Annotated in this window: 25 protein-coding genes and 1 pseudogene; 10 read left to right on the top strand and 16 right to left on the bottom strand. The window is 63.5% G+C overall.

Annotated features, from left to right (window positions below):
• Window positions 1-98: 98 nt before the first annotated feature.
• From QMK50_RS09040 to QMK50_RS09030, 3 genes are read left to right on the top strand one after another with little or no spacing between them, the layout of a single operon-like run.
• Window positions 99-1,847, top strand: a complete 1,749-nt coding sequence (locus QMK50_RS09040) for an amidohydrolase (protein ID WP_320332980.1) — start codon at window positions 99-101, stop codon at window positions 1,845-1,847.
• A complete protein-coding gene (locus QMK50_RS09035) occupies window positions 1,844-2,773 on the top strand; it encodes a GTP-binding protein (RefSeq protein WP_320332979.1) in 930 nt (309 codons plus the stop codon). Before QMK50_RS09040 ends, QMK50_RS09035 begins: the two co-directional genes overlap by 4 nt.
• On the top strand, window positions 2,773-3,528 hold the full coding sequence (locus tag QMK50_RS09030; RefSeq protein ID WP_320334506.1) for a class II aldolase/adducin family protein: 756 nt from the start codon (window positions 2,773-2,775) through the stop codon (window positions 3,526-3,528). Before QMK50_RS09035 ends, QMK50_RS09030 begins: the two co-directional genes overlap by 1 nt.
• Window positions 3,529-4,308: 780 nt before the next feature.
• Here the strand turns inward: QMK50_RS09030 and QMK50_RS09025 are convergent.
• Together QMK50_RS09025 and QMK50_RS09020 are read right to left on the bottom strand one after the other, a co-directional pair.
• A complete protein-coding gene (locus QMK50_RS09025; RefSeq protein ID WP_320332978.1) occupies window positions 4,309-5,823 on the bottom strand; it encodes a HAMP domain-containing sensor histidine kinase in 1,515 nt (504 codons plus the stop codon).
• On the bottom strand, window positions 5,820-6,536 hold the full coding sequence (locus QMK50_RS09020; RefSeq protein ID WP_159997853.1) for a response regulator transcription factor: 717 nt from the start codon (window positions 6,534-6,536) through the stop codon (window positions 5,820-5,822). Before QMK50_RS09020 ends, QMK50_RS09025 begins: the two co-directional genes overlap by 4 nt.
• A 146-nt stretch (window positions 6,537-6,682) precedes the next feature.
• Between QMK50_RS09020 and msrB the strand changes: the two genes are divergently transcribed.
• Window positions 6,683-7,192, top strand: a complete 510-nt coding sequence (msrB, locus tag QMK50_RS09015) for a peptide-methionine (R)-S-oxide reductase MsrB (RefSeq protein WP_320332977.1) — start codon at window positions 6,683-6,685, stop codon at window positions 7,190-7,192.
• A 69-nt stretch (window positions 7,193-7,261) separates the two neighbouring features.
• The gene (gene msrA, locus QMK50_RS09010; RefSeq protein ID WP_320332976.1) at window positions 7,262-7,969 is read left to right on the top strand and encodes a peptide-methionine (S)-S-oxide reductase MsrA; all 708 of its coding nucleotides are present in this window, start codon (window positions 7,262-7,264) and stop codon (window positions 7,967-7,969) included.
• 6 nt (window positions 7,970-7,975) lie between these two features.
• Here the strand turns inward: msrA and QMK50_RS09005 are convergent.
• The 5 genes and pseudogenes from QMK50_RS09005 to QMK50_RS08985 form a co-directional block, all read right to left on the bottom strand.
• Window positions 7,976-8,990 (bottom strand): annotated as a pseudogene (locus QMK50_RS09005) (diguanylate cyclase domain-containing protein).
• Between the two features lie 142 nt (window positions 8,991-9,132).
• Window positions 9,133-9,597 carry a hypothetical protein gene (locus QMK50_RS09000; protein WP_320332975.1) on the bottom strand — a complete coding sequence of 155 codons (465 nt, stop codon included), beginning with the start codon at window positions 9,595-9,597 and terminating at the stop codon, window positions 9,133-9,135.
• Window positions 9,598-9,665: 68 nt separating this feature from the next.
• Window positions 9,666-9,869, bottom strand: coding sequence for a hypothetical protein (locus QMK50_RS08995; protein WP_320332974.1), 204 nt, complete (start codon window positions 9,867-9,869; stop codon window positions 9,666-9,668).
• Window positions 9,862-10,479 carry a hypothetical protein gene (locus QMK50_RS08990; RefSeq protein WP_320332973.1) on the bottom strand — a complete coding sequence of 206 codons (618 nt, stop codon included), beginning with the start codon at window positions 10,477-10,479 and terminating at the stop codon, window positions 9,862-9,864. Before QMK50_RS08990 ends, QMK50_RS08995 begins: the two co-directional genes overlap by 8 nt.
• A gap of 932 nt (window positions 10,480-11,411) precedes the next feature.
• Window positions 11,412-12,356, bottom strand: a complete 945-nt coding sequence (locus QMK50_RS08985; RefSeq protein WP_320332972.1) for a LysR family transcriptional regulator — start codon at window positions 12,354-12,356, stop codon at window positions 11,412-11,414.
• 102 nt (window positions 12,357-12,458) lie between these two features.
• On the opposite strand from QMK50_RS08985, the gene QMK50_RS08980 reads away from it, so the two are divergent.
• On the top strand, window positions 12,459-13,634 hold the full coding sequence (locus tag QMK50_RS08980; RefSeq protein ID WP_095166118.1) for an aspartate aminotransferase family protein: 1,176 nt from the start codon (window positions 12,459-12,461) through the stop codon (window positions 13,632-13,634).
• A gap of 14 nt (window positions 13,635-13,648) precedes the next feature.
• Here QMK50_RS08980 and fnr read toward each other — a convergent pair whose 3' ends face one another.
• The 6 genes from fnr to QMK50_RS08950 all read right to left on the bottom strand — a co-directional run bounded on the left by fnr (window position 13,649) and on the right by QMK50_RS08950 (window position 19,975).
• Window positions 13,649-14,371, bottom strand: coding sequence for a fumarate/nitrate reduction transcriptional regulator Fnr (gene fnr / locus QMK50_RS08975; protein ID WP_095166116.1), 723 nt, complete (start codon window positions 14,369-14,371; stop codon window positions 13,649-13,651).
• A gap of 112 nt (window positions 14,372-14,483) precedes the next feature.
• The gene (locus tag QMK50_RS08970) at window positions 14,484-16,157 is read right to left on the bottom strand and encodes a cation:proton antiporter (protein WP_095166114.1); all 1,674 of its coding nucleotides are present in this window, start codon (window positions 16,155-16,157) and stop codon (window positions 14,484-14,486) included.
• Window positions 16,158-16,441: 284 nt separating this feature from the next.
• Window positions 16,442-16,870: a VOC family protein gene (locus QMK50_RS08965; RefSeq protein ID WP_320332971.1), complete on the bottom strand. Its 429-nt coding sequence runs from the start codon at window positions 16,868-16,870 to the stop codon at window positions 16,442-16,444.
• 49 nt (window positions 16,871-16,919) lie between these two features.
• On the bottom strand, window positions 16,920-18,842 hold the full coding sequence (locus tag QMK50_RS08960) for an alkaline phosphatase D family protein (protein ID WP_320332970.1): 1,923 nt from the start codon (window positions 18,840-18,842) through the stop codon (window positions 16,920-16,922).
• Window positions 18,843-18,915: 73 nt separating this feature from the next.
• On the bottom strand, window positions 18,916-19,194 hold the full coding sequence (locus QMK50_RS08955; protein ID WP_095166109.1) for a hypothetical protein: 279 nt from the start codon (window positions 19,192-19,194) through the stop codon (window positions 18,916-18,918).
• A complete protein-coding gene (locus QMK50_RS08950; RefSeq protein ID WP_320332969.1) occupies window positions 19,184-19,975 on the bottom strand; it encodes a VacJ family lipoprotein in 792 nt (263 codons plus the stop codon). Before QMK50_RS08950 ends, QMK50_RS08955 begins: the two co-directional genes overlap by 11 nt.
• Before the next feature lie 168 nt (window positions 19,976-20,143).
• Here QMK50_RS08950 and QMK50_RS08945 point away from each other — a divergent pair, with 168 nt between their 5' ends.
• Together QMK50_RS08945 and QMK50_RS08940 are read left to right on the top strand one after the other, a co-directional pair.
• Window positions 20,144-20,854: a response regulator gene (locus QMK50_RS08945; protein WP_095166105.1), complete on the top strand. Its 711-nt coding sequence runs from the start codon at window positions 20,144-20,146 to the stop codon at window positions 20,852-20,854.
• Entirely contained in the window at window positions 20,851-22,194 is a 1,344-nt protein-coding gene (locus tag QMK50_RS08940; RefSeq protein WP_095166103.1) for an ATP-binding protein, read from the top strand. The genes QMK50_RS08945 and QMK50_RS08940 overlap by 4 nt, the downstream gene beginning before the upstream one ends.
• 182 nt (window positions 22,195-22,376) lie before the next feature.
• On the opposite strand, the gene QMK50_RS08935 is transcribed toward QMK50_RS08940, so the two are convergent.
• Both QMK50_RS08935 and QMK50_RS08930 read right to left on the bottom strand, forming a co-directional pair.
• Complete coding sequence (locus QMK50_RS08935; RefSeq protein WP_320334505.1) at window positions 22,377-23,252, bottom strand: serine hydrolase domain-containing protein; 876 nt, start codon at window positions 23,250-23,252, stop codon at window positions 22,377-22,379.
• A gap of 54 nt (window positions 23,253-23,306) precedes the next feature.
• The gene (locus QMK50_RS08930) at window positions 23,307-24,092 is read right to left on the bottom strand and encodes an AraC family transcriptional regulator (protein WP_159997835.1); all 786 of its coding nucleotides are present in this window, start codon (window positions 24,090-24,092) and stop codon (window positions 23,307-23,309) included.
• A gap of 93 nt (window positions 24,093-24,185) precedes the next feature.
• Here QMK50_RS08930 and QMK50_RS08925 point away from each other — a divergent pair, with 93 nt between their 5' ends.
• Window positions 24,186-25,079, top strand: coding sequence for an EamA family transporter (locus QMK50_RS08925; protein WP_159997833.1), 894 nt, complete (start codon window positions 24,186-24,188; stop codon window positions 25,077-25,079).
• 84 nt (window positions 25,080-25,163) lie between these two features.
• A complete protein-coding gene (locus QMK50_RS08920; RefSeq protein ID WP_320332968.1) occupies window positions 25,164-25,505 on the top strand; it encodes a potassium channel family protein in 342 nt (113 codons plus the stop codon).
• 15 nt (window positions 25,506-25,520) lie between these two features.
• Here the strand turns inward: QMK50_RS08920 and QMK50_RS08915 are convergent, their stop codons facing one another.
• Window positions 25,521-25,850: a hypothetical protein gene (locus QMK50_RS08915; protein WP_159997829.1), complete on the bottom strand. Its 330-nt coding sequence runs from the start codon at window positions 25,848-25,850 to the stop codon at window positions 25,521-25,523.
• Between the last annotated feature and the right edge of the window lie 28 nt (window positions 25,851-25,878).

Here is a 25,878-nt window from a genome sequence, read left to right as displayed (position 1 = left end):
TTGGTTGATTCAACAATACTAGTGCCATTCGTCAGGGTCACCGAAGCCAAACGTGCGCGGAAGACCCTTCACCCGCACTGAACTCGAAGGTGGCTTGCATGGCTGAGTCCGACAACTTTTCCTCTACCCATTCTGCGCAAGGGACCTATGCCGACCTGATCCTTGGCAACGGTCGCATCTATACCCAGAACCCTGCGCAGCCCTGGGCTGAGGCCGTGGCCATTCGCGGCGGCAAGTTGGTAGGGGTTGCCAGCCTGGCCGAGCTGCAAGGGTTCAAGGGCCCGAACACCCTGGTGCATGACCTGCAGGGCGCCTTCTGCATGCCGGGCCTGCACGACATGCACACCCACCCTGACCTGGCCCTGGCCCCGCGCTACAGCGACGACCTGGATGTCGGCATCGAAGACCCGACCCCGGAACAGCTGCGCGCGAGCATCCTGGCCTATGCCGAGGCCCACCCCGGCGACGGTTGGATCTACGGGCAGTACTGGGTGCGCTACACCTTCCGCGAAGCCGGCCTGACCCCGGGCCGGGCGTGGCTCGACAGCGTCATGCCGGATCGCCCGGTGGCCCTGCTCGATCGCATGTGGGGCACCATGATGGTCAACTCCAAGGCCCTGGAACTGGCGGGCATCGACCGCCACACCGCCGACCCGCGCAATGGCTACCTGGAGCGCGACGAGCTGAGCGGCGAACCCAACGGCCTGATGATCGACGGTGCCTACGCGATGATCCACGCCGCCATGCCGCCGACCCCGGTCAGCGTGCTGCGCCGCGCTTACCGTGATGGGGTGCATTTCCAGAGCTCGCGTGGCGTCACCGCGAGCAAATACGTACACGTCTGCGAGCAACGCCTGCAGGCGCTGAAAGAGCTGGACGACAGCGGCGAACTGACGGTGCGCATTGAAGCCGCCATCAGTTGGCAGGACGACATCTTCCCGGTGCGTCGCCGCTGGGAGCTGCTCAGTGGTGAGCGTCACTACTACCGCAGCGCGCGCCTGAGCGCCAACGCGGTGAAATTCCACTTCGACGGCACCGTGGAGCCGAAGTCCTCGTACCTGCTGACTCCCTGGCCAGAAGAGTCGAGCTGGCGCGGCAAGCTCAACCTGACCCCCGAGCACATCACCGACATGGTGGTGGACATGGACAGCCGCGGCATCCGCGTCATCGCCCACTGCACCGGTGACGGCGCTTCCGATGTGTTCCTCGATGCCGTCGCCGAGGCCCGGCGGCGCAACGGCTTCAGCGGTGTGCGCCACCAGTGCGCCCACAGCACCTTGCTGCACCCTGGCAACCTGCCGCGCTTCAAGGAACTCAACGTGATCGCCGAATTCTCCCCGGCGGCCTGGTACCCGACGCCATTCGCCAGCGGCGCACGTTCGGGCTACGGCCAGGAGCGGCTCAAGCGCATCTACGATTTCAAGGGCGTGCTCGAAGCCGGCGGCACTGCGGTGATGGGCACCGACTGGCCGGTGGCGTCCATCGACCCGTGGCTGGCGCTGGAAACCATGGTCACCCGGCAAAACCCGTGGAACGACGATCCGTCCTGCTTCGGCGATCCGATCAGCCTCGAGCAGGCGCTGAACGTGATCACCCTCAACGGTGCCGTAGCCATGGGCCTGGAGCAGTCGACCGGCAGCCTGGAAGTCGGCAAATCGGCGGACTTGATCGTCATCGATCGCGACCTGTTTGCCCAGCCGGCGCGTAATTACATCCACCAGACTCAGGTGCTGTTGACCTTCGTCGACGGGCAACTGGTCTATGACCGCAACGGCACACTGGCCGACGCCGGCCTCAAGGCCGTGTGGACAGGTGAACCACCGGTGCTGGAGGGCAAGGCCCAATGAACCCTCAACGCATCGCGGTGACCGTGGTCTCGGGGTTTCTCGGGGCCGGCAAGACCACCTTGCTCAACCGCATGGTGCGCCGCGCCGAAGGCAGTCGGTTGGCGGTGATCGTCAATGATTTTGGTGAACTGAACATCGATGCGGCGATCGTTTCCGAGGTCACCGATGCGGTGTACAGCCTGCAGAACGGGTGCATCTGCTGCACGGTGCAGGAAGACCTGCTGGCGCAGTTGAGCAGCCTTGCGCAATTGCAGCCACGGCTGGAGCGCATCGTCATCGAGTGCAGCGGGGTATCCGATCCACAGCGCATCGTGCAGACCCTGGCCTACCCGCAACTGCGCAGCCAGATGCAACTGGACATGGTGATCACCGTGGTCGATGCCACCGGTCATCTGCAGCTCGACGGCGAGTACGCCCGCCTGGCCCGGGCGCAAGTGGCGGCGGCCGACCTGCTGCTGTTGAACAAGACCGACCTGGTGGACGCCGTCCAACTGCAAGCCTTGCGCGACGCGCTGGGCCTGCGGACCCGGATCCACGAAAGCGTCCAGGCGCAGCTGCCCGACGCGCTGTGGCTGGATTCGGACCTGGACTTGCAGGCGCGCACGCTCAAACCCTTGACCCTGGTTGCCAGTGACGACCACGGCGAGATGTTCAGCAGCTTTCTCTGGCAGAGCCCAACGCCCTTGAACGTCGAGCGCCTGCGCGGCTGGTTGCAGGCGTTGCCCCGCGATGTGTTTCGGGTCAAGGGCCTGGTGCTGCTGGATCAGGGCACCAAGGCGCACTGGCTGCAACACGTCGGCACCCGTAGCCAGTTCCTTGCCGCCACCGACGAGGCCCAGGCCACGGGCTCGAGCCTGGTGTTCATCGGCCGCCGCGGCTTCAGCGGCTGGGACGCGCTGGTCGAGGACCTGGAGCAGTGCCAGTGATCAACCCGACCGAACAGCAATTGCGTGAGGAGTTGGCGGCCTGCTACCGCTTGATCGCGCACTTTCGCATGACCGACCTGATCTTCACTCACATCTCGGTGCGCCTGCCGGGGCCTGAACATCATTTCCTGATCAACCCTTATGGGTTGATGTTCGACGAAATCAGCGCCTCGAACCTGGTCAAGATCGGGCTCGACGGACGTGCGGTGGAGGACAGTCCCTACCCGGTCAATCCGGCCGGCTTCGTGATCCACAGCGCCCTGCACGCGGCCCGCGAGGACGCCCAGTGCGTGCTGCACACCCACACCCGGGCCGGCTGCGCGGTGGCGGCGCTGGCCTGCGGCTTGTTGCCGGTGAATCAGATGTCCATGGAGTTCTACGGCCGTGTTGCCTATCACGATTACGAAGGCATCGCCCTGGACCTGGCCGAGCAAGCGCGGCTGGTGGCGGACATGGGCGACAAGCCCGTGCTGATGCTGCGCAACCACGGTCTGTTGACTGTCGGCAGCAGCGTGGCCCAGGCGTTCCTGCGCATGTACTACCTGGAAAAGGCCTGCGACATTCAGTTGGCCGCCCAAGCCTGCGGTGACCTGGTGCTGCCTCCGGCAGCGGTCTGCGAACACACCGAACGCCAGTTCAACCAGCCGCAGCGCCCCTTGGCCGCAGGCGAACTGAGTGATCCGGACGCCCTGGACCTGGCCTGGAAAGCCCTGCTGCGTCTGCTCGACCGAGTGGCGCCCGGCTACCGCGACTGACTGCAGGTATCTGTGGGCACCACAAAACCATCGTGGGAGCGGGCTTGCCCGCGATGAGGCCGCCACATTCAACATCCATGGCGCCTGACACACCGCCATCGCGAGCAAGCTCGCTCCCACAGGGTTTGTGGCGTGTATGCGGGATCTGTGGGCACCCAGAGCCATTGTGGGATGGGGTCACATTCAATATCCATGGCGCCTGACACACCGCCATCGCGAGCTCGCTCCCACAGGGTTTGTGGCGTGTATGCGGGATCTGTGGGCAGCCAGAGCCATTGTGGGATGGGGTCACATTCAATATCCATGGCGCCTGACACACCACCATCGCGAGCAAGCTCGCTCCTACAGGGTTTGTGGCGTGTATGCGGGATCTGTGGGCACCACAAATCCATTGTGGGAGCGGGCTTGCCCGCGATGAGGCCGACACATTCAATATCCATGGCGCCTGACATACCGCCATCGCGAGCAAGCTCGCTCCTACAGGGTTTGTGGCGTGTATGCGGGATCTGTGGGCACCACAAATCCATTGTGGGAGCGGGCTTGCCCGCGATGAGGCCGGCACATTCAGTATCCATGGCGCCTGACATACCGCCATCGCGAGCAAGCTCGCTCCCACAGGATTTGTGGCGTGTATGCGGGATCTGTGGGCAGCCAGAGCCATTGTGGGAGCGGGCTTGCCCGCGATGAGGCCGACACATTCAATATCCATGGCGCCTGACATACCGCCATCGCGAGCAAGCTCGCTCCTACAGGGCTGGCGATGCAGTCGCCTCTGGTCCGTCAGGCCTGTCCCGGTGTATTGAGGTTCATCGAGCGCACTGCCAGGGCCGTGGCCGTTGCTTCGTCCACCGCCAGGGAGAAGCACAGGGTCGCGCCCTGGCCCGGGACATCCAGCAGTCGTACCTGGCGCCCATGCAGTTCGAGGATCCGCTGCACAATCCGCAAGCCCAAGCCACCATCGCGCCGTGCGCCGCCAATATTGAACGGACGCAGGAACAGTCCTTCGCGCAGTTCGGCGGCGATCCCCGGGCCGCTGTCGCTGACGGTGATTTCGACGAATTTGCCCTGAGGCTCCAGACGGATCTCGACCACCCCGCCGACTGGGGTATAGCGCAGGGCGTTGTCGAACAGGTTGGTCAGCACCCGTTCGATCAATCCGAGGTCGGCGCACACCCCCGACACGCTCGGCGCAAAACTGGCCTTGAGTTGCACATGCCGGGCCTCGGCGTTCAGCTCGAATTTCTGGAAAATGTCCTGTACCAGGTCGGTCAGGGAAAAACGCTCCAGCACCGGCTGGACAAAACCGTGCTCCAGGCGCACCAGTTCCAGCAGCGATTGCGCCAAGCCACCGACCTTGCGGCTCTGGTCCAGGGCGATGCCCAGGTAACGCCGGCGTTCGTCCGGGGTCAGGCTGGCGTCCTTGAGCGACAGGGTTTCCAGGTAGCCATGCAACGAAGCCAGAGGCGTGCGCAGGTCGTGGGAAATGTTCGCCACCAGCTCACGGCGCTCCTGGTCCTGGCGGGTCAGGGAGCGCCATTGTTCGCCCAGGCGGTTCTGCATCTGCCGGAACGCGGCAGCGAGTACGGCAATTTCGTCCTGGCTGGTGGGCGGCTCCACAGGGGCGGGCGCCGTGGTGGGGATGCCGTCGATGTCGAATCTCTTCACGCTGTCGGTCAGACGCCGCAGGGGCCGGGTGATCAGGGTGAACGCAGTCAGGCCGGCAATCAGGCACAGCAACGCCACCAGGCCAATCGACCATAGGGCGGTGTTCAGCGCCGCACTGGTGGCGCCGCGCGCGGCCAAGCGATCACGTTCTTCGCTGAGCAGCACCACATACAAATAACCGGCCTGCTGGCCGTTGACCTTGAGCGGCGCGGCGCTGAATACCTTGCGCCCGTCGAGGCTGCGCGGGTCGTCGCCGAGAATCGGCAGGGTCTCGTCGTTGAGCAAGCGCTGCAATGGCGCCAGGTCAACCTGTTCGCGGCGCAGATGGCCCTCGGGCGCGGCATCGCCGATCACCCGGCCCTGGTTGTCCAGCAGGTACACCTCGACACTCGGGTTGACCAGCATCAGTTGGCTGAACAGGCCACGCAGGGCTTCGGGTTTCAGGCCGTTGGCATCCATCAACTGAGTGTCGCGGGCGATGTGCTGCGCCAGGTCGCGGGACAAGCCTTGCACCACCTCCAGCTCGTGCATCTGGTTGGCGCGCACCTGCATCCACACCGAGCTGCCACTGCAGATCAGCAGGAGCAAGGCGAACACCAGCGACAGGCGTTGGCTCAGGGTCAGCCTCATGTCGGCTCCTGCGCGCTGGCGAATTTATAGCCGCGGCCCCAGACCGTGAGAATGCGCACCGGCTGCGCCGGATCGGCCTCGATCTTGGCGCGCAGGCGGTTGATGTGGGTATTGACCGTGTGTTCGTAGCCTTCGTGGCTGTAGCCCCATACCGCATTGAGCAGGTCCATGCGCGAGAACACTTTGCCCGGTTGGCGGGCAAAGAAATACAGCAGGTCGAACTCGCGTGGCGTCAGGTCCAGGCGTTTGCCGTGCAGTGTCACTTCGCGGGTGATCGGGTCGATGAATAGGCCGTCGCTGCTGAGGCTGCCGGCGTCCATCTTCAGATTGCGCGCCATGGCATCGACCCGGCGTAGCAGGGCCTTGACCCGGGCCACCAGCTCGAGCATGGAAAACGGCTTGGCGAGGTAGTCGTCGGCACCCAGTTCCAGGCCGAGGATGCGGTGCATTTCGCTGGAGCGCGCGCTGGTGATGATGATCGGCGTGTAGCGCGCCATGGCGCGGGCGCGGCGGCAGATTTCCAGGCCGTCGACACCGGGCAGCATCAGGTCGAGGACCAGCGCGTCCCAGTTGCCCTGTTCGAGCAGGCGCAAGCCCTGGTTGCCATCGGCGCTGTGCACCACCTCGAAGTGTTCGTCGCGCAGGTGCAGGCAGATCAGGTCGGCGATGTGGCTGTCGTCCTCGACCACCAGGACACGTTTAGGCTGGTCCATAAAGCTCCGATCCGGTTGCGTAGTGCGGCCATTGTGCGGCTTTTCCCGACGCTCAGTTATCACGAATTGTTTAACTGTGCGTGAGGATTTGGCGATCACCTCAAGCCTAGGCTGTGTTCCAGAAAACACAGTGAAGGAGAGGAACCATGTACTCACGGCGACAGTTTCTTCTGGCCGGCGGCGGGCTGGGTGTTGCGGCGCTGGTGGCCGGGGTCTTGACCCGGCGGGTGGCTCCCCCGGCGTTGATCGGTGCGGCGCAGGCGGCCGAGACTTTCGAAGTCAGCCACAGCGAGGCCCAATGGCGCGCCCTGCTGAGCCCCGAGCAGTACCACATCCTGCGGGAGGAGGGCACCGAACGCGCCTACAGCAGTGCACTGAACGACGAGCATCGGGACGGCACCTTTGCCTGCGCCGGCTGCGAGCTGGCGCTGTTTACCTCAAGCCGCAAGTTCGACAGCCACACCGGCTGGCCCAGTTTCTGGGCGCCGCTGCCCAACGCCGTGGCCTCCCGCCAGGACCGCAGTTTCGGCGTGTTGCGCGAAGAGGTGCATTGCCGGCGTTGTGGTGGGCACCTGGGCCATGTGTTCGACGACGGCCCAGCACCGACCGGACTGCGTTACTGCATGAACGGCCTGGCCATGACCTTTGCCGCCTGACCCCGGGCTTTTACCTCGGTCAGTGGCCGCACCGCCAGCCGCAAAATTTCCCCATCAGGAGTACCTACCATGAATCGCCGATTGACCTGGCGTCACACCTTGTTCGGCCTGGCGCTTGCCAGCGTGGTCGGGCAGTGCCTGGGCTTTTCCCTGGGCGCGAGCGAAGAAGCAGTCGTCCTGGCAGCGCCAGTGGTCGACGAAGTGCCGAACACTGCGAGCGAAACCGCGGTGTTCGCCGGTGGTTGTTTCTGGGGCGTGCAGGGGGTGTTCCAGCACGTCAAAGGGGTGACCAGTGCGGTGTCCGGCTACGCCGGGGGCTCGGCCGAAACAGCCCGCTACGAACGTGTCGGCGAGGGCGATACCGGTCACGCCGAAGCGGTACGAGTGACCTTCGACCCGGCCCAGGTCAGCTACGGCAGCTTGCTGCAGATCTATTTTTCGGTGGCCCATAACCCCACTGAGCTCAACCGCCAGGGGCCGGACCGTGGCACCCAGTATCGTTCGGCACTGTTCGTGGAGGATGCCCGGCAACAAAAGGTCGCCCAGGCCTACATCGCCCAGCTGGACGCGGCCCATGCCTTCAACGCACCGATTGTGACCAGCATCGAGCGCGACAGCGGTTTTTACCCGGCGGAGGATTACCATCAGGACTTTCTGACCGAGCACCCCAACCACCCCTACATCGTGATCAACGACCTGCCGAAAGTGGCACAGCTCAAACAGCTGTACCCGCAGCGGTATTCGGCGCAACCGGTGTTGGTGAAGGCCGGGAACTAGCGCGGCTCATCCGGAGATCACATTTTTGCCGACGATCTTCGAGCGGTACAACGCCTGGTCGGCGCGGGCCAGCAGGCCGGTCTTCTGTTCGTCGGCGAAGCGCTCGACCACGCCAAAGCTCATGGTCACCTGGTAGTCACCTACAGGGGCCAGGCTTTCCAGTTCAAACCGAATGGTTTCGGCCAGGACCTGGGCGGTGGTGACGGGGGTATTGGGCAGCAGCATGATGAACTCGTCGCCGCCCCAGCGGGCCAGGCAAGTCGCCTTCGCGCACGCAGCGCTTGATGGTTTCCACCACGTGCACCAATGCCGCATCACCCAGGGCATGGCCGTAATGGTCATTGATGACTTTGAAATCATCGATGTCCATGGCGATCAGCGACAGCGGCTGGCGAAATCGCTCGGCGCGTTCGCATTCCAGGGGCAGGGCGGTTTCCAGGCGGTAGCGGTTGGCGATGCCGGTGAGGCTGTCGCTCTCTGCCAGCTTGCGGTTCTCCTGCAACTGCACCTGCAACTGTTGATTGACTCGCGACAGCTCGCGGGTGCGTTCGTCGATGATCGCTTCCAGGGACTTGTTGCGTTGCTCCAGTTGCTCCACCAGGCGCTGCTTGTCTTCAATGCTGCGATGGGCGCCGATCATCCGCGCGACCGAGCCATCGGCGTTGCGCGCGACCACATAGCCGTGGTCTTCGATCCGGGTGTAGGAGCCGTCCTGCATGCGGCAGCGGTATTGCGCCAGGTAACGCGGCGAGCGCTGCTGTAGATGGTCATCGAACAGGTGCATCACCCGGGGGAAATCTTCCGGGTGGATCAGGTTTTCCCAGGTCAGCACACTGTTTTCCAGGCCGTGGGGGGCGTAGCCAAGCATTGCGTACCAGCCACGGTTGCGGTAGACGAAGCCGGTGTTGGCGTTCCAGTCCCAGATGCCATCGCTGGTCAGGTCGAGAATCGCCTGCAGCATGTCTTCATTGAGGTCCACCGGATGGACCTGTAATGGCTCGAATTCAGACGCATCCCCCATGATCGCTCTCCCTGCTGTGCTAATGCCGAAGTGGCCCCTGCGCCGCTGAGACTAGCCCAAGGTACAGTGCCGCTCCAGTGCCGGAAGTCGCCGCGCAGGTGTAGCCTTCTGAGGCTACATCTCGAAAAGTAGCCTCAGGAGGCTACAGTGCCAGGATCCGCGTCACCGCCAGCCCGATGGCGATACTCATGGTGAAACTCAACAAGGTGCCCAGCAGCACGTATTCGCTCAGTGAGCGGACCTTGGCCCCCTGGATTTCATTGAAGCGCAGGATGCTTTTGGCGGTGATCAGGAAACCCACGGCCTCCCATTGCTGCAACAGGACGAAGGTCAGGATCAACACCCGCTCCAGATTGCCAATCAGCGCACCGGCATTGGCCAGTGAGCCGAGCTTGTCGATTTCCCTGATCCACGGGGCGAGGGCGGCCCCGATCAAGCTGGAAGTGGGGCGCAACACCAGCAGGTAGGCCAGGGCGATCAACAGGTTTGGCGGGCTCACCAGTCCCCTCAACCAGGCGTGCCAGGGCAGCGCGGCACCCTCGATCACGGCCCAGACCCCGAGGATCGCCAGCACGCATAGTCCCTGCTCCAGGATAAAACGGCGCACCGGATGGGGCGCGGGCCGCGGTAGTAATCCATGCAGCGCCGCTCGCGCCACGGCCAGCGACAGCGCGATCAGTGCAGCCCAGGGAGCGGGTTGGCAGTCAGCGCCAGCGCGCTAAAGTAGCCCAGCCCGGCGACCGCGACATAGCCCGTCAGCGCCCGCGCTCGGTGCAAGCCGGTGGCAGCATCGCTGAACCAGCGTTTCCACGGCAGGGAGAAGTCGGCCAGCACATGGATCAGTAGCAGTATCAGCAACAGGGTGCTCGGCTCAGCCATGTTGCAACTCCTCGATCCACTGGTGGGTGCGTTCCAGGTAACGATCGAGCAATCGTGCTTGGGCCCGTTGCAACGCCTTGTTGACCGTGACCCGGGATTTGCCCAGGTAGTGGGCGGTACTCGATTGATCGCCCTGGCTGGTCAGGTGTACGCCGTAGGTCTGGGCCTCCACCTGGGTCCATTGCTCGATGATGGCGCCGACAAACTCGGTCACCAGCTCTGTGCGCTCGAGAAACTGCCCGTCGCTGCTGAAAACCCCCAGGGTCGATTTTTTCATGCTGTCCAGGCCTTGCCCGGAAAGCACAAAGACTTCGCCGTAGCCTTGGTCTGCTTGCGCCGTTCCGAGGCCGATGGCGAGCCGGGCGTCCCAACGCTCGCCTTTGGGACTGGCGGCAATCAGCCCGGCCCGCAAGGCCAGCGCACAGTCGAAGGCCAGCGCCGGTTGCCCGAGCACCAGTTGAAAGCCATCGCCACGGAAGGTTTCAGCGCTGGCGCCGTAGCGCTCGCTCAAGGTCGCCAGCACTGCTGCAAGCCCCTCGATGTACGCCAGGGTGTCGTGGGAGTGCTGGGAATGAATCAGATCGCCGGTCAGGACTGCCTTGATCGTCATGCAGGTGCCTAGAGGAAAGACGTAGTGCTTAAAAGTAGCCTTTAAAGGCTACATTTGCAAAAGTAGCCTTTGGAGGCTAATCCATAATGTGATTCGACTACGCGGCTGTCGTAGGAGCAAGGCTTGCCCGCGTGGCGGCCTCTGGGGTGTTGGATTAGGCGGAGTACATATCCATTTTTGCGGTAACGGCCTCCTATGGTTCCGCCTGACGGCGGCTCACTTTTGGAGGAGCGCAAAAGTAAGCAAAACGCTCATGCCCCACCACTTGGCACCTCGCTTGGGCTCGGTGTGCCCTCACTCCGGCTTGAATCCGTGGGCCGCCGCCACGCGCCATCCATGGCGCGGGGCGGCTAACCCGGCGTCCTGCCGGGTTACCCACGGATTCAAGCCTGCGTTCGGCCAGCGTGGTTAACGGGGCGCCCAGGATCAAAAGCCAGAGCCAGAGCCAGAGCCAGATCAAAAGATGGCTGACTTCGTCAGCGTCTTGGGAAGTAGAAGCTACACCGCGCATGCCCCAGTGATCAGGTCGGCTTTTAGGCCGCCTCGCTTTGTTTTTGATCCTGGGCGCCCGTTAACCACGCTGGCCGGAATCCGATATTGATTTGGGGGGTAAACCGGCAGGACGCCGGTTTAGCCGCACTGGGCCAGGGAGGGCCCATTGCGGCGGCCCCCCAAATCAATGTCGGAGTACGGGCATGCCGAGCCTAAGCGAGGCACCGAGTGGTGGGGTAAGAGCGTTTTGCTTACTTTTGCGCTGTTCAAAAGTGAGCCGCCGTCAGGCGGAACCATAGGAGGCCGTTACCGCAAAAATGGATATGTACTCGGCCTGATCCAACATCCCGGTCGCACCACAGTCGTGTAGATACCTATGCCGCGATGCCGCGATGCCTCGATGCCGCCCTGGAGATCGCGCTCGCGAGCAAGCTTTGCTCCTACGGTGATTTATGCGATTTGGGTGCGCCGGGCCCGGCACCTTGTTTGCCCCACATTTGCACTGCGAACTCGACAAAACAGCGCAGCTTCGGCAAGCGATAGCGGTCCGGTGCGTAGACCAGGTTCATCGGCCGGCGGGGCAGTTGATAGTCACGCAGCAGCGCCACCAGCTTGCCGTCTTGCAGGTCCTGCTGCACCAGCGCATCGGGCAGCATGACCACGCCCATGCCGGCGCGGGCGGCCTGGTGCAGGCCGGGTGCACTGTTGATCATCATCGGCCCGCTGACCGGCACCAGCACCTCGCCTTCGGGCCCGGTCAGTGGCCATCGTTTGCCCACCGCGCTCCAGTCATCGCCGACAGGGTAGGCGTAGGTCAGACAGGCGTGGTGGCTCAGTTCGGCCGGCGTGCGGGGTATTCCCCGGCGCTCCAGGTAGGACGGGGCGGCGCAGATGGTCAGGGTGAAGTCCATCAACGGCCGCGCGATCAGCCCCGATGGCTCGGGGGTGCCCAGGCGAATGGCGGCGTGGACGCTGTTGTCGATCAGGTCCACCACCTGCTGGCTCAGCACCACATCGACGCGGATTTGCGGGTATTGCTGCGTGAACAGGTGCATGGCTGGCGCCAGGCATTCGGAACCGAAGCTCGGTGGGGCGGCAATGCGCAGTATGCCCTCGGGTTCGTCCTGCACGGTTTCGGCGAGCCGTTCGCTGTCCTGCACCAGCCCCAGTACCTCCAGGCACCGCTCGTAGTAGGCCGCGCCAAACTCGGTCAGGCGCTGGCGGCGGGTGGTGCGGTTGATCAGGCTGACGCCCAGGCGTTGCTCGAGGGCGCGCAAGTGGTTGCCGACCATGGTGGTCGACAAGCTGCATTGGCGGGCGGCGGCGGTCATGCTGCCAGTCTCGACCACTTTGACGTACACCGTCATGGCCAGGAATAGGTCCATTATCAATTCCAGCTTCAAGATGATTGAAGTTTCAGGCTGTTTATCCAGCTCAGGTGGCTAACGATACTGCAAAAACACCGAACCCTGCTGGAGCACGCTGCCATGACCGCCACCCACCTGATGAGTACCTACCAACCCCTGGCCCTGAGTTTTGCCAAAGGCCTGGGGACCCGCCTGTGGGACCAGGCCGGTCGCGAGTACCTGGACGCGGTGGCGGGTGTGGCGGTGACCAACGTCGGCCACTCGCACCCACGGCTGGTCAGCGCCATCAGCGAACAGGCCGGCCTGTTGCTGCACACCTCCAACCTGTACAGCATCGACTGGCAGCAGCAACTGGCGCAAAAGCTCACCCAGCTGTCAGGCCTGGAGCGGGCGTTCTTCAGCAATTCCGGGGCCGAAGCCAATGAAACCGCGCTGAAGCTGGCGCGCCTGTACGGCTGGCAAAAAGGTATCGAGCAGCCCTTGGTGGTGGTCATGGAAAACGCCTTTCACGGCCGCACCCTCGGCACCCTGTCGGCCAGCGACGGCCCGGCGGTGCGCCTGGGCTTCGGCGCTTTGCCGGGGGACTTCCTGAAAGTACCGTTCGGCGACCTCGCCGCGCTGGATCAGGCGCACCAGGATCACGGGCAGCGCATCGTGGCCATCCTGATGGAGCCGATCCAGGGCGAGAGCGGCGTGCAACTGGCGCCGCCAGGCTATCTGAGCGCGGTGCGCGAGCGCTGCAACCGGCGCAATTGGCTACTGATGCTCGATGAGATCCAGACCGGCATCGGTCGTACCGGGCAATGGTTCGCCTTCCAGCACGAGGGCGTGGTGCCGGACGTCATGACGCTGGCCAAGGGCCTGGGCAACGGCGTGCCGATCGGCGCATGCCTGGCCCGGGGCAACGCTGCGCGGCTGTTCACCCCTGGCAGTCACGGCAGCACTTTTGGCGGCAACCCGCTGGCCTGCCGGGTGGGTTGCACGGTACTGGAGATCATCGAGGAACAAGGCTTGCTGGACAACGCCAGGCGCCAGGGCGAACGCCTGTTGGCACGGCTGCACGCCGAGCTCGATGGCCTGGCGAACGTGGTAGCGATTCGTGGCCAGGGCTTGATGATCGGGATCGAGCTGAGCCACTCGATCCGCGACCTGAGCCTGATCGCCGCCCGCGATCATGGCCTGCTGATCAACGTCACCCGGGGCAAGACCATCCGCCTGCTGCCGCCCCTGACCCTTGATGAGCGGGAAGTGGAGATGATTGTGCGTGGGGTGTATGGGGTCTTGAAGGCGTCATGAACACGCCGCGGCGCCTAGCGGTCGGACAGCTCGCACAGCGAGGGCGCGTCAATGATCTTGATGTATTTGCCCTGCGCCTGGATCAGGCCTTGCTGCTGCAGGAAGGTGAATGTGCGGCAGGTGGTCTCGGTGGCGATCCCCAGGTAGTTGGCGATTTCCTGGCGGGTCATGCTCAGGCGAAACTGATGGGCCGAGTAGCCATTGGCGTGAAAGCGCACTGAGAGATTGATCAGGAAAGCCGCCAGGCGCTCCTGGGCATTTTTCTTCGCCAGCAGGCGCATCATGTTCTGATCGTCGCGAATCTCGCGGCTCATGATGTGAATCAACTGGCGGCGCAGCTTGGGGATTTTCTCCAGCAGGTTCTCCAGTTGGTCGAAGGGGATTTCGCACACCGTGGTGGTTTCCTGGGCCTGGGCCGTTGAGGTGTAGGCGTTCAGGTCCATGGCGGAGAAGCCGATCAGTTCGCCCGGCAAATGAAAGCCGATGATGTGTTCTTCGCCGTTGCTGGTGAGGCTGGAGGTTTTCAGGGTGCCGGAACGAATCGCGTAGATGGAGGTAAAGGGGTCGCCCTGGTGGAACAGGTAGTCCCCTTTGCGCAACGGGCGTTCGCGTTTGATGATCTCGTTCAGCGCGCTGATGTCCTGGCTGTTGAGCGCCAGCGGCAGGCACAAGGCGGCTAACTTGCAGCTTTGACAATGCAGCGGTTCGGCGTGCTTGAGGGCGACAGAATTGAGCATGTTTTAGCCTTGAAAGAATCGTCGGGCGTCATCGAGGGGCACAGTCGCGCCTGGCGGGCGCCCGTTTACGCGCGCCCGTTGATCAGTGACGGTGGATTGGCTTTTATTCGGCCTACAGCAAGCGATAACGATTACGTCGCACGTCCTCGACCCGCAGTTGCACACGCTCTTTGGAGGTGCCGAGCATGATCAGAGTGTGGGCCGCCAGGGTCAGCGTCGACTCGAGTACTTCGGGGACGACTTCGGTGGCACCGGCCGTTTTCAACTCGAGGGTCTGGCTGTCGTCCTGGGTGCGCACGATGATTTCGATGGTGCTGTTGATCTGGCGCACGGCGTGGGTAATGGCCATTGCCGCATCCGGGTCATTCACCGCGATCACCACCAGGCGGGCGCGACTTATCCCCAGGGCGGTGAGCAGCTCCAGGCGCCGCGAATCACCATAGTGCACATGCGTGTGCTCGGCGCCGTGCTGGATCTGCGCCGGGTCGTCATCGACCGCGACAAACCGATAGTGCTCACCCTGCAACACACGGCCGATGGCCTGGCCGACGCGACCGTAGCCACAGATGATCACGTGCCCCTGCAGTTCCTGGCTTTGCTGGGCGATTTCATCCATGTTGACCGCATCGTTCGGCGCCCGGTGCAGGCGCTTGGCGATGGCCGGCGCGACCCGCAGCATCAGCGGGGTGACCACCATCGAGCAGAAGGTCGCAGTTAGCAACAGCCCGCTCAGCTCCTTGGACACCAGGTTGTTGGCTTGCATCTGTGTCATCAGGGCAAAGCAGAACTCGCCACCCTGGGCCAGGGCCAGGCCGCTGCGCCAGGCGGTTTCGCTGTTGCTGCCAGTGAACCGCAGGATCAGGGCGACCACCACACCCTTGGTCACCAGCAGCGCCAGGGTCAAGCCGACAATCAGCAAGCCGTGGCTCTGGAAGATTTTCAGGTCGATCAGCATGCCGATACTGACGAAAAACACCCCGAGCAAAATATCCCGGAACGGCCGGATGTCGGCCTCGATCTGATGGCGATAGCTGCTTTCACCCAGCAGCATGCCCGCCAGAAATGCCCCGAGTGCAGGTGACAGTCCCAGCAGATGGGTCAGCCAGGCCGTCAGCATCACAATCACCAGGGCCAGCAGCACGAACAGCTCGGCGGAGCGCGAGGCCGCGATCTCGTCGAACAGCTTGGGCAACAGCCAGCGGCTGATCAGGAACAGGCCGACAAACAGCACCACGGTCTTGCCCAGGGTAATCGGCAGGGCCCAATACCAGGCTTGTCCGGACGTCCCGGAAAACACCGGCACCATGGTCAGCAGCAGGACAGCGATCACGTCCTGGAACAGCAGCACGCCAATGGCGTTCTGGCCATGGGGGCTGAAGACCTCGCCCAGGCTGGTCAGCTCTTTGCTGACGATGGCCGTGGAGGACAGCGCCAGGCCGGCCCCCAACAGGACCGCGGCACTGGGCTGCACGCCCGCCATGTACAGGGCTCCACCTAACAGCACGCTGGAGACCAGCACCTGCAGGCTGCCCAGTCCGAATACCACTTTGCGCAGGGCGAGCATTTTCGACAGCGAAAACTCCAGGCCCAGGGAAAACAGCAGGAACACCACCCCCAGCTCCGCCAGGTAGGGCAGGCCTTCGGAGTCACTGACCCAACCCAATGCCTGTGGCCCGACCAGCAAGCCGACACACAGGTAGCCAAGGATCGGTGGCAGGTTCAAGCGCCGGAACAGCGCAATGACCACCAGCGATGCCGTAAGAATAATTAAAATATCTCTGAGCATGGGTCGTTCTCTGAGTGATTGCACAGCGTGTCGGGCAGATGGGTAGTCGCGGTGTGGCACAGAACATTCAAGGTGCAGCAAGGGTAGTCCAGCGCTGGCTGGAGCGCGAAGCCGGTGTGCGACGCAGGGCTGTTTACCGGCTGACGCGCCCCCGACCAGCAGGCCGCCGAGCGGGTTCTGGTGGTCTTGCATTAGGGGCGCGCCAGGCCTGGAGCGTCAATCGCGACAGGGGCCAAATAAGCATTATTGATAAACTGATAACCCTGTCGGCGCAGGCTATGGCGCTAGCGCAAAGGCCTTTCGCCCAGGGCTTCGACCAGTCGTAACAGATAGCCGTCGGGGTCCTGCACGATCAATTCACGCTGGCCGACCTCCACTTCACCCGAGCGATACCAGGCATCGGCAAAGGGCCGAAACAGCGGCCATTGCACAGCGGCCAGGCGGGCCAGGATCGGCTCGACGCGATCCACCGTCATCTGGAAATTGATCCCGCGGCCAAACGGCGCTTGCAGTGCGCCGGTGTGCCATTGCCCGTCGTCCTCGGCGCTGTACTGTTCGAGCATCACTTGCACGCCGTCGAAATCCAGGTAGGCAAAGCCTTCTTCGCGGCGTTGGTAGGCGATCTGAAAACCAATCAGGTCGGTCCAGAACGCCAGGCTCTGCTGGATGTCGCTGACCGTCAGTTCGGGGACCATCTTGTTCCGTGTGAGCATACGTATCCTTCGTAGACCTAGTGAGTACTGCGTTGGTGTGGGGCCGTGGTCAATCGACCGTCGGCGCCACCATCCGGGTTTTTTCTGCGCCATTGGCGTTGTGCTGGTAGATCGCTTGCGGCTGGCCCTGCTGATTGAAAAACACCTGGCCGATGCCCGCCGAATTCCACAGGCGTTCGCCGGCTTCTGCGTGCTCGGGCACATGGGGCACCACCTGCATGCGCCGGCGTTTGGTCAGCCAGTTCAGCGGCGAGCGCGGCGAGTACAGCCAGCGGTTGAGGCGGTCGAACCACTCCAGCAGGCTCGGCGGAAATTCATTCTTGATGCCGCTGCTGGTGATTTGCCAGATCCGTGGCCCGGCGGTGCGATGCCGGATCAGCACCTCGTAGACGAACGAGTAATGCACATCGCCGGAGAGGATCACGTAATTGCCGGGCGTGCGCGAGTGGCGAAAGATGTTGAGGATCACCTGCGCTGCGCCACGGTGGGCCATCCAGTTTTCCGCGTCCACCAGCAGCGGGTAGCCGCACCAACTGAAGACTTTCTGCACGGTTTCGATCAGCTTGACGCCGAACACCGGCGCCGGCGACACGATGATGGCGCAGGGGTGGTCGAGCAGTTCCTGCTGCAATTCGCTGAGGGCTTCCCAGTCCAGCAAGCCCGAGGGCTGCTTGAGGTTGAACTCACTGCGCCAGCGCCGGGTGCGGGTGTCGAGCACCACCAGTGCCGGGGTGGTCGGCAGCACGTAGTGCCATTGCTGGAATTTCAGCAGGTCGCCGATCAATTCATCCTGGGCGCTGTTGTCCAGGTAGCCGTCCTGGGGGTTGAGGCCGCGGGTTTTTTCCAGCAGCGCGGTGAAGGCATCCGGGTTGTTGCCCCAGCCCTGGCACAGCATGTAGGCGAGCAGCGCGTTGCCGATGATGCGCTTGGAGAACGGATGGCCGTAGGCGGTTTCCTCCCACTGGGCACTGAGGTTCCAGTCGTCGGTGATGTCGTGGTCGTCGAAGATCATCAGGCAGGGCAGGTGGGCGAACACCCGGGCGACATTGCCCAGCCCCTGCTTGAAGCCATCGATCCGGGTCTGTTCCAGGGCGTAGCGCTCGCGGCGCTCGGGTGTCAGCACCGGTGGCTGCGGGTCGATCAGGCTCCAGGCGGTCGGGCCCCAGACCAGCAGGTACATGGCCATGACTTCGGCGAAGGTCACCAGGTGATTGTCGGCGCTGCTGCTGGTGAAGATCGGCTTGCGCGCACCGCCGAAAAACCGTTCGCGCAGGCTGTCGTTACTTTCCAGTGCCGGCAGCAGGTCGGCGCGATGGTAGTAGCTGGCCGGGTGCTGGTAGAGCGCGGCGCTGTCTTGCACCACTGCGCCCTCCAGGTGTTCGCCGTATAGCCCCAGCCGTTCGATCAGAGCGTGGATGGCCCGCAACATCGGCCCTGCGACATCGTCGGCGTAGACCTGGTCGCCACTCATCATCAGCAGTGCCGGGCGCTGGCTCGGCTCGTGGGCCGTCGCCAGCAGCTGGTCGACGCAGAGCAAGCCGTCGTTGGCCGGATGATGGGGTTTGCGGCACGAGCCGTGGAGCAGTTGATCGATGCGGCTGCGCAGGACGAAGTTCGGCGATTGTGCCGGGTCATAGAGCAGGTGCGGGGCCCACTGGGCAATGCCGACCAGGCTGGCGTCGTCCTCGCGGATCAACAGGTCGTAGTCGATGCTGATGTCCTGGGGCAGGGCGCTGTCCAGGTGGATGTCGATCAGGTGGACAAAGGCATGGGTGCCGACCGGGATGACCTGGCAGCGCGTCGCATCGAGCACCAGGTCGCCCACAGGCGCCAGGCGCAAGGTCAGCGCCAGCTCCCGCGAGCCTACCAGCCACAGCACCAGGCGCGTCGGTTCCAGGCGCCGCAACAGCGGGCCGACCAGGACGGCGGGCAAGGGTGTGGAGGGGTTGGACTGCGGTGCTGGCGTGGACATCCGGGGCGAAGCTCCAGGGCAAAATAAGCCGGCGATGATAACCCAACTTGAAGGCGGCCCTTATCGGCGCAATTCAGTTCATTGCCTGGCGTGCCGGCAGCTCCTGGCCTTGCTCCACCGGCAGTGCTTCGCCCTGGGCGATGATCCAGCGCAGCAGGGCAGTCACCGAGACCCGGTGGCTGCGCTCGACCCACTCCACGCCTTCGGGGCGGTAGAGTTCGATGTAGCGGCTGAGGATCAATTCACGCTGGTCTTCCGACAACCGCAGGCTGGTCTCGCTGCAGTGCAGGCCGGTGTTGGCGCGTTTGACCAGGCGTTGCTCGAGCATCAGCGACGGGCTGTTACGTGGCATCGGTTGGAGCTTCTGTGCAGAGATCGTCGTGCAGCCCGGACGCGCCGCGTTTGCCGTTCTGGACAAAGTCCGCGCGTTTTTCGGCGCTGACGTCACGCAGCGCACTGTACGGGTCCGGCAGGGCTTGCAGGGCGTCGGTCAGCGGCAGCGCTTCGGCGCGCTTGTCGATGGTGCCACCGACACTGGCCACTGTCGTCAGGGTCTCGACGGTATCGCTATGGTCGCCGAACGGGTTGATGGACACTGCCAGTACCTTGCCTACGGCATCGCGACTGTTGGCGGTCCCGAGCACTGGGACTTCGACGATCGGCCCGTCCGGGATGCCCCAGACGCCGAAGGTCTGGCCGAAGTCCGAGCTGTGGCGCGGGATTTCCAGGGAGTCCGAGACATCGATCACCCCCAGCAGGCCGGCGGTGCTGTTGAGGGTGAAGCGCCCCAGGGTGTTGAGCGAGCGCTGGCCATTGCCTTGCAACAGGTCGTTGAGGAACACCGTCGGTTCGTTGAAGTTGGTCGTGAAGTTGTGCATGCCCAGCTGGAAGAATTCCGGCGTGTAGCCGTAACCCCGGGCGACCGGCGCGACGGCGTACTCGTCAATCACCTGGTTGAAGGCGAAGATCCCGCGGTTCACCGGCTCGGCCGGGTCATACAACGGGTAGCTGACTTGCGCGCAGGTCATCGGGTTATCGGTCGAGGTGCGACTGGAGCATCCGTACAGATAGGTCAAGCTCAACAGCAGTGCGGCATTGCGAAACAGTGCAGGGGAGCGCTTGAACAAAGGCATGGCGAACAGTCTTCGTAGAAAAGGAGCTTGATCCTGGCAGCTGCGCCTTGCACAAAGATGTCTGGTTTTTTACCGCTGCGTCGCTTTGTGACCAGGATGAAATAAATGACGCGGCGCGCCGAATGGTTTTAGATATCCGCACTATCAGTCGTTGAGTGATGCCCGCCGGTGAGCCATCTTTTGATCGTGGACGACGACCTTGAGGTCCTCGATCTGCTGAGTAAGTTTTTTGTCCAGCAAGGTTATGACGTGGCCGTGGCCACCGACGGCGTCGCGCTGTGGGCGGCTATCGAGCAGCAAATGCCGGACCTGATCATCCTCGACCTGATGATGCCCGGCGACAACGGCCTGACCCTGTGCCAGCGCCTGCGCCAGCAATACACCACGCCGGTGATCATGCTCACCGCCATGGGCGAGCTGAGTGATCGGGTGGTGGGCCTGGAAATGGGCGCCGACGACTACCTGAGCAAACCCTTCGACGCCCGCGAACTGCTGGCGCGGGTGCGCGCGGTGTTGCGTCGGGTGGGTGAAGTCCGGCCGTTGACCGGCCAGGTGCCGCATCCGCTGATCAAGTTCGCCGACTGGCAACTGGACCTCACGCGCCGCGAACTGCGCTCGCCGGACCAAGTCATGATCCCGTTGTCGGCCGGCGAGTTCGACCTGCTGCTGGTATTCGTCGAACACCCGCAGCGCATCCTCACCCGCGAACTGCTGCTGGACCTGGCCCGTGGGCGTACCCATGAAGCCTTCGACCGCAGCATCGATGTCCAGGTCAGCCGCTTGCGGCGCAAGCTGGAAATCGACAGCAAACGCCCGGAAATGATTCGCACCGTGCGCAACGGTGGTTACCTGTTCACCCCCAGCGTGACCCGTCAATGAAGGGCTGGCGGGCGGGCTGGTGCCTGCGCTCGCGGGACACCGTGACGCGCTGGATCGCCCTCACCACCATCCTGGCGATGCTCACGTCGCTGGGCTTCTACGCCCTGTTCACCCAGGTGGCCGGGGTGTGGGCCTATCCACCTTTGACCGAGACCGGGCTGCTGGAAAAACTTTCCTCCCTGAGCCGGGTCATTGCCGCTTCCGAGCCCGCGCAACGCCCGCAACTGGCTGCTGCCGCCAGTGACAGTAGCCTGGGAATCCGCTGGAGCCAAAGCCATGCGGCCCTGGGCCTGCCGGTAACCCCTGAGGCGGCCACCCGGGCCAACACGGCGAAGGCCCACCAACTGTTCAACAGCCAGCACCTGGAAGCCTATCAACCGACGGACTGGCCACAACAGGACGGCCAGTACGCCATGGCGATGCAACTGAGCGACGGTTCCTGGCTGATGTTCAGCATGCCTTCGCGCAGTTGGGGCCTGGAGCATTGGGCGCGCAACCTGATCGTGATCGCCCTGGTGTTGCTGTCCACTGGCCTGGTGGCGCTGATCGCTACCCGCCGCCTGGCCCGGCCGCTGCAGACCTTCGCCCAGGGCGCGCGACGCTTTGGCGTGGACTTCCGTGCGCCGCCGATCAAGCCGCTGGGGCCGCTGGAAATCCGCCAGGCGATCCTCGCGTTCAATGCGATGCAAGCCCAGTTGCAGCACTTCATCAAGGACCGCACGCAGATGCTGGCCGCCATCTCCCACGACCTGCGCGCACCACTGACCCGCATGCGCCTGCGCGGCGAGTTCATCGACGACCCGCAACTGCAGGCCAAGCTGTTCCGCGACGTTGATGAGATGCACGCCATGATCAACTCCAGCCTGGAATTCTTCCGCGACAACGCCCGTCTCGAAGAGGCCACGCCGTTCGATCTGGCCGAACTGCTGCAAACCCTGATCGACGACTACCGCGACCAGTCCATCGACATCCCCTTCAGCGGCCCACCGCGCCTGGCCTACCTCGGCCGGCCGCTGGGGCTCAAGCGGGTGATCACCAACCTGCTGGAAAACGCCCTCAAATACGCCAGCGAACCGGCCATTGAACTGCGCAGCCACGACGACCACGTGACCATCCGCGTCCTGGACCGCGGCCCGGGCATCCCCAAGGAAAGCCACGAACAGGTGTTCGTGCCTTTTTATCGCCTGGAAGGCTCGCGCAACAAAAGCACCGGCGGCGTCGGCCTCGGCCTCTCGGCTGCACGGGCGATCGTGCTGGAACATGGCGGCGAACTGACCGTGAGAAACCGCAAGGTCGGCGGGCTGGAGGCGCGGGTGGTGTTGCCGGTGTTGGAGGGGTAGGCAGAAGTCATGCCCCTTTGATGATTTTGACTGTTCGCACATTTTGCATACGCCCACCCAACCTGTGGGAGCGAGCCTGCTCGCGATAGCGGTGTGTCAGGCACAGTAGATGTTGAAGGCCCCACAATGATTTTTGCTGTTCGCAGATTTTGCGTACACCCACCCAAAAACGCGCTGCCGGGTTATTGGGCACTGGCCAAGGCTAGTCTCAAGTCGCGGACCACCGCCGCTTCGACCTCTCCATCCATACCCCCCTGCAGAAACGCCCCACAGCTCGCCGAATGTTCGCCATCCGTGGCCCGATAAACCGCCACCACACTGCCGGGCCCACCGCCGGTATGCCCACACAGGTGCAAGCCCCCCGAGATCGTGCCGCTCATGACTCCCAGGCCATAACCGGCAGACTCCCAGGGCCGGCCAGCTATTGGCCCGCCTAACTGACGTAGGGTCTGCATTTGGCTCAACAAATGATCCGGCAACAACTGCCCGGCCAGTAGCCGATCAAAGAAGGTCACGGCCTGCTGCAGCGGTCCGAGCAATAGGCCGTGATACACCCACGCCGGATCGTAGGCCGGGGACATGTCTTGCAGGTCGCCGGGCACTTTGGCGAGCCGTACCTGGACGATATCCAAAGGCGCCAGCGCCCGCTGGATCAGCGCCTCTTCCAGCGTCAGGCCGGTGGTACGCTCAATCAACCGGGCGATATACAGGTAGCCGACATTCGAATAGCCCCAGCCACTGCCCGGTGCATAACGCAGCCGGGCAGCGTCCAGGCGTTGCAGCATCTCCTCGGCCGGCCACGCGGTTTCATGCCGGGCAACGGCTGCGTGGTACTCCGCCAGTTCGCCGTAGTCCGCCAGCCCGGCCTCATGCCGCAGCAATTGGCGCAAGCTGAACGGACCTTCCGGTACCGGTTCGTCCAGCGCCACCAGGCCATCGCGCACCAGGGTCAGCGCCGTGGCCGCCAGCACGGTTTTACCGAAGCTCCACCAGGGCACGCTGACCGGCTCGGCGGCGGGGGCGAGGGGCAGACCGTTGTTTACCGTGCAGGACATCATCAAGGGTGTACTCATCCATGGGGACCTTTGTTTGTGTGAAGCGCCACAGCTCAATCAAGCCTGGCTATTTTGCGTGAAGTAGCGACTCGGCGCCTGCCCCAGCACCCGCCGGAAAACCCCGGTGAACGCACTCGGGCTGCTGTAGCCCAGATCGGTTGCCACCCGCGTCACGGCCTCGCCATTGCCCAGGCGTACCACGGCCATCAACAGGCACGCCTGCTGGCGCCATTCGACAAAGCTGATTCCGGTCTGCTCGCGAAACAGCCGGGTAAAGGTGCGGCGGCTCATGGCGACCTGGCGACACATGTCGTCGATCCCGATCGCCAATGACGGCTGCTCCAGCAGCTTGCTGCAGGCCTGGGCCAAGCGCGGCTCACTGGGCAGCGGCGCATTGAGCGACAGCGGCTGCATGTCGGCGATTTCGTGCAGCAGCAGGTTCATCAGGTGGCCGTCCCGCTGGTCCTCGGCATACAGTGCCGGCACGTCCATGGCGCGGATCAACAGTTGGCGCAGCAGCGCCGACACACCAAACACCTGGCAGTGCGCCGGCAGGCCGAGCCGTGTGGCGGCGATGGGGCGGATGTAGCTGTTGAGCATGGTCACCGGCCCGTGCATGTGCATTTCGTGGGGCACATGGGCCGGGACCCAGACGGCCCGTTGTGGGGGTACCACCCAGTTGCCCTGGTCGGTGAACACCGTGATCACCCCGCAGGCGGCGTAGGCGAATTGCCCGCGTTGATGGCTATGCCGAGCGAAGTGCAGGCCGTCGCAATAGTCGTTGGCAGTCACCACGGCGTCGCGGGGCGTGTGTTCGTAGGGATCGATATCAATGTCGCGCATGGCCCAAATCTACCGATCAATGACCTGATAGTGCAAGCGGGCCGTGGCGCTCATTGTCCATAGTGTTGGCCTCATTTTGTGGAATGGCCGAGCATGCAAAACAAACACCTGATCCTCGCCGTGTTGGTGACGGCGGTCTGGGGTCTGAACTTTCCGGTGACCAAGCTGGGCCTGGCGGCGATTGATCCGCTGTTGCTGACGGCCCTGCGCTTCACCCTGGCAGCGTTGCCCTGGGTGTTTTTTGTCCGCCGTCCACCGATCGCCCTGGGCTGGTTGGCGGCCTATGGCCTGATTTTTGGGGTGGCGATGTGGGCGTTGATCAACCTGGGCATCGAGCTTGGGGTGCCGCCCGGGACGGCGGCACTGTTGGTCCAGTTCAGTGCCTTTTTCACCCTGGGCTGGGGCGTGCTGCTGTTTCGCGAGCGCTTGCGTCTCGGCCAACTGGTGGGCGTGGGGCTGGCCGTGGTGGGCTTGCTGTGCATCATCGTCAACAGTCCCGGCCAGGCCACGACCCTGGGGTATGTGCTGTTGTTGGTCAGCGCATTCAGTTGGAGTGTCGGTAACGTCATTATCAAACAGTCGAAAGTGCGTGAGATGTTTGCCTTTGTGGTGTGGGCCAGCCTGTTTCCGCCGATTCCCTTGTTGTTCCTGACCTGGCTGGCCCATGGTTCGGCGCCTTTTACCGGGCTGGTCCGGCACTTCGAGTGGCTGGCGCTGTTTTCTCTGCTGTTCCAGGTCTACGCGGCGACTCACTTCTGTTACTGGGGCTGGAACCTGTTGCTGCGCGAGTATCCGGTGTCCCGGGTGGCGCCGCTGTCGTTGCTGATCCCGGTGTTCGGGGTTGCCGGCTCGGTGCTGATGCTGGGCCACCGAGTGGATATCAATGAAGGACTGTCGATCCTGTTGATACTGGCAGCGCTGGTGGCAGGGTTGATCCAGGGCCGCCGACCGCAGCCCAGGACAGCGGCGACCGTTGAACACAAATAATCAACAATTGACCTCGATTTTCCGAGGCCTGTGCCAAGCTGATGGGGTCCCCCAATGGGTCATCACCCCCAGGAAGCCCACACCATGACATCCACCCATTCAGCGCACGTGCGCCGTGAGTTCTACAAAGCCGTCGGCTTCTACTTTCGCGTCGTCTGGCCGATTTTCTCCATCCTGTTTTTGCTGATCGTGGTGTGCGGCCTGATCATCAGCCACCTGGAAGGCTGGGCGCCGTTGGACGGCATCTACTTCGGCTTCGTGACCGGCTTGACCATCGGTTATGGCGAGCTGGTACCCAAGCTGGGCGTCTCGCGGGTGCTGGCAATTCTGTTGGGGTTCAACGGCGTGCTGATGACCGCGATATTCGCGGCGATCAGCGTGCGGGCGATCGAAGTCGCAGTACGCGCGTCGGGCAAGGACGAGTAGGGCGCGCGAGGGCCCTCACTGAATGTCTTTCAGGTAGTCCCTGAGCGCCAGGAGCGGAACCTGCATCTGCTCCAGCGTCTGCGCCTGGCTGAACTCCGCGGCCAGGCGCTGCAGCTCACGGCCCATGGGTTTGTCCACCCCGCCCAGGGCCGCCAGCGCCAGGCCAACGCAGGTCGCCACTTTCAACTGGATCGCCGCCACATCACCACGGCGCACCAGCAACTGGAAAACCTCCCGCTGGTAGTCGTCCATGACCGGATCGTCACGCAGGATCGGGCTTTGACCTTCGCTCTCGTGAACCAGCTTGAGGGCGAAGAGGGCGACGGTTTCCAGGGGGCGGTCCATGGGGGTGGGTCCTTGTGCGGTGGTGTGG

Origin of the sequence: Pseudomonas sp. P5_152, assembly GCF_033989915.1 — a bacterium.
In the GTDB taxonomy this organism is placed as follows: Bacteria; Pseudomonadota; Gammaproteobacteria; order Pseudomonadales; family Pseudomonadaceae; genus Aquipseudomonas.
This window is presented reverse-complemented; position numbering and strand designations above follow the sequence as displayed.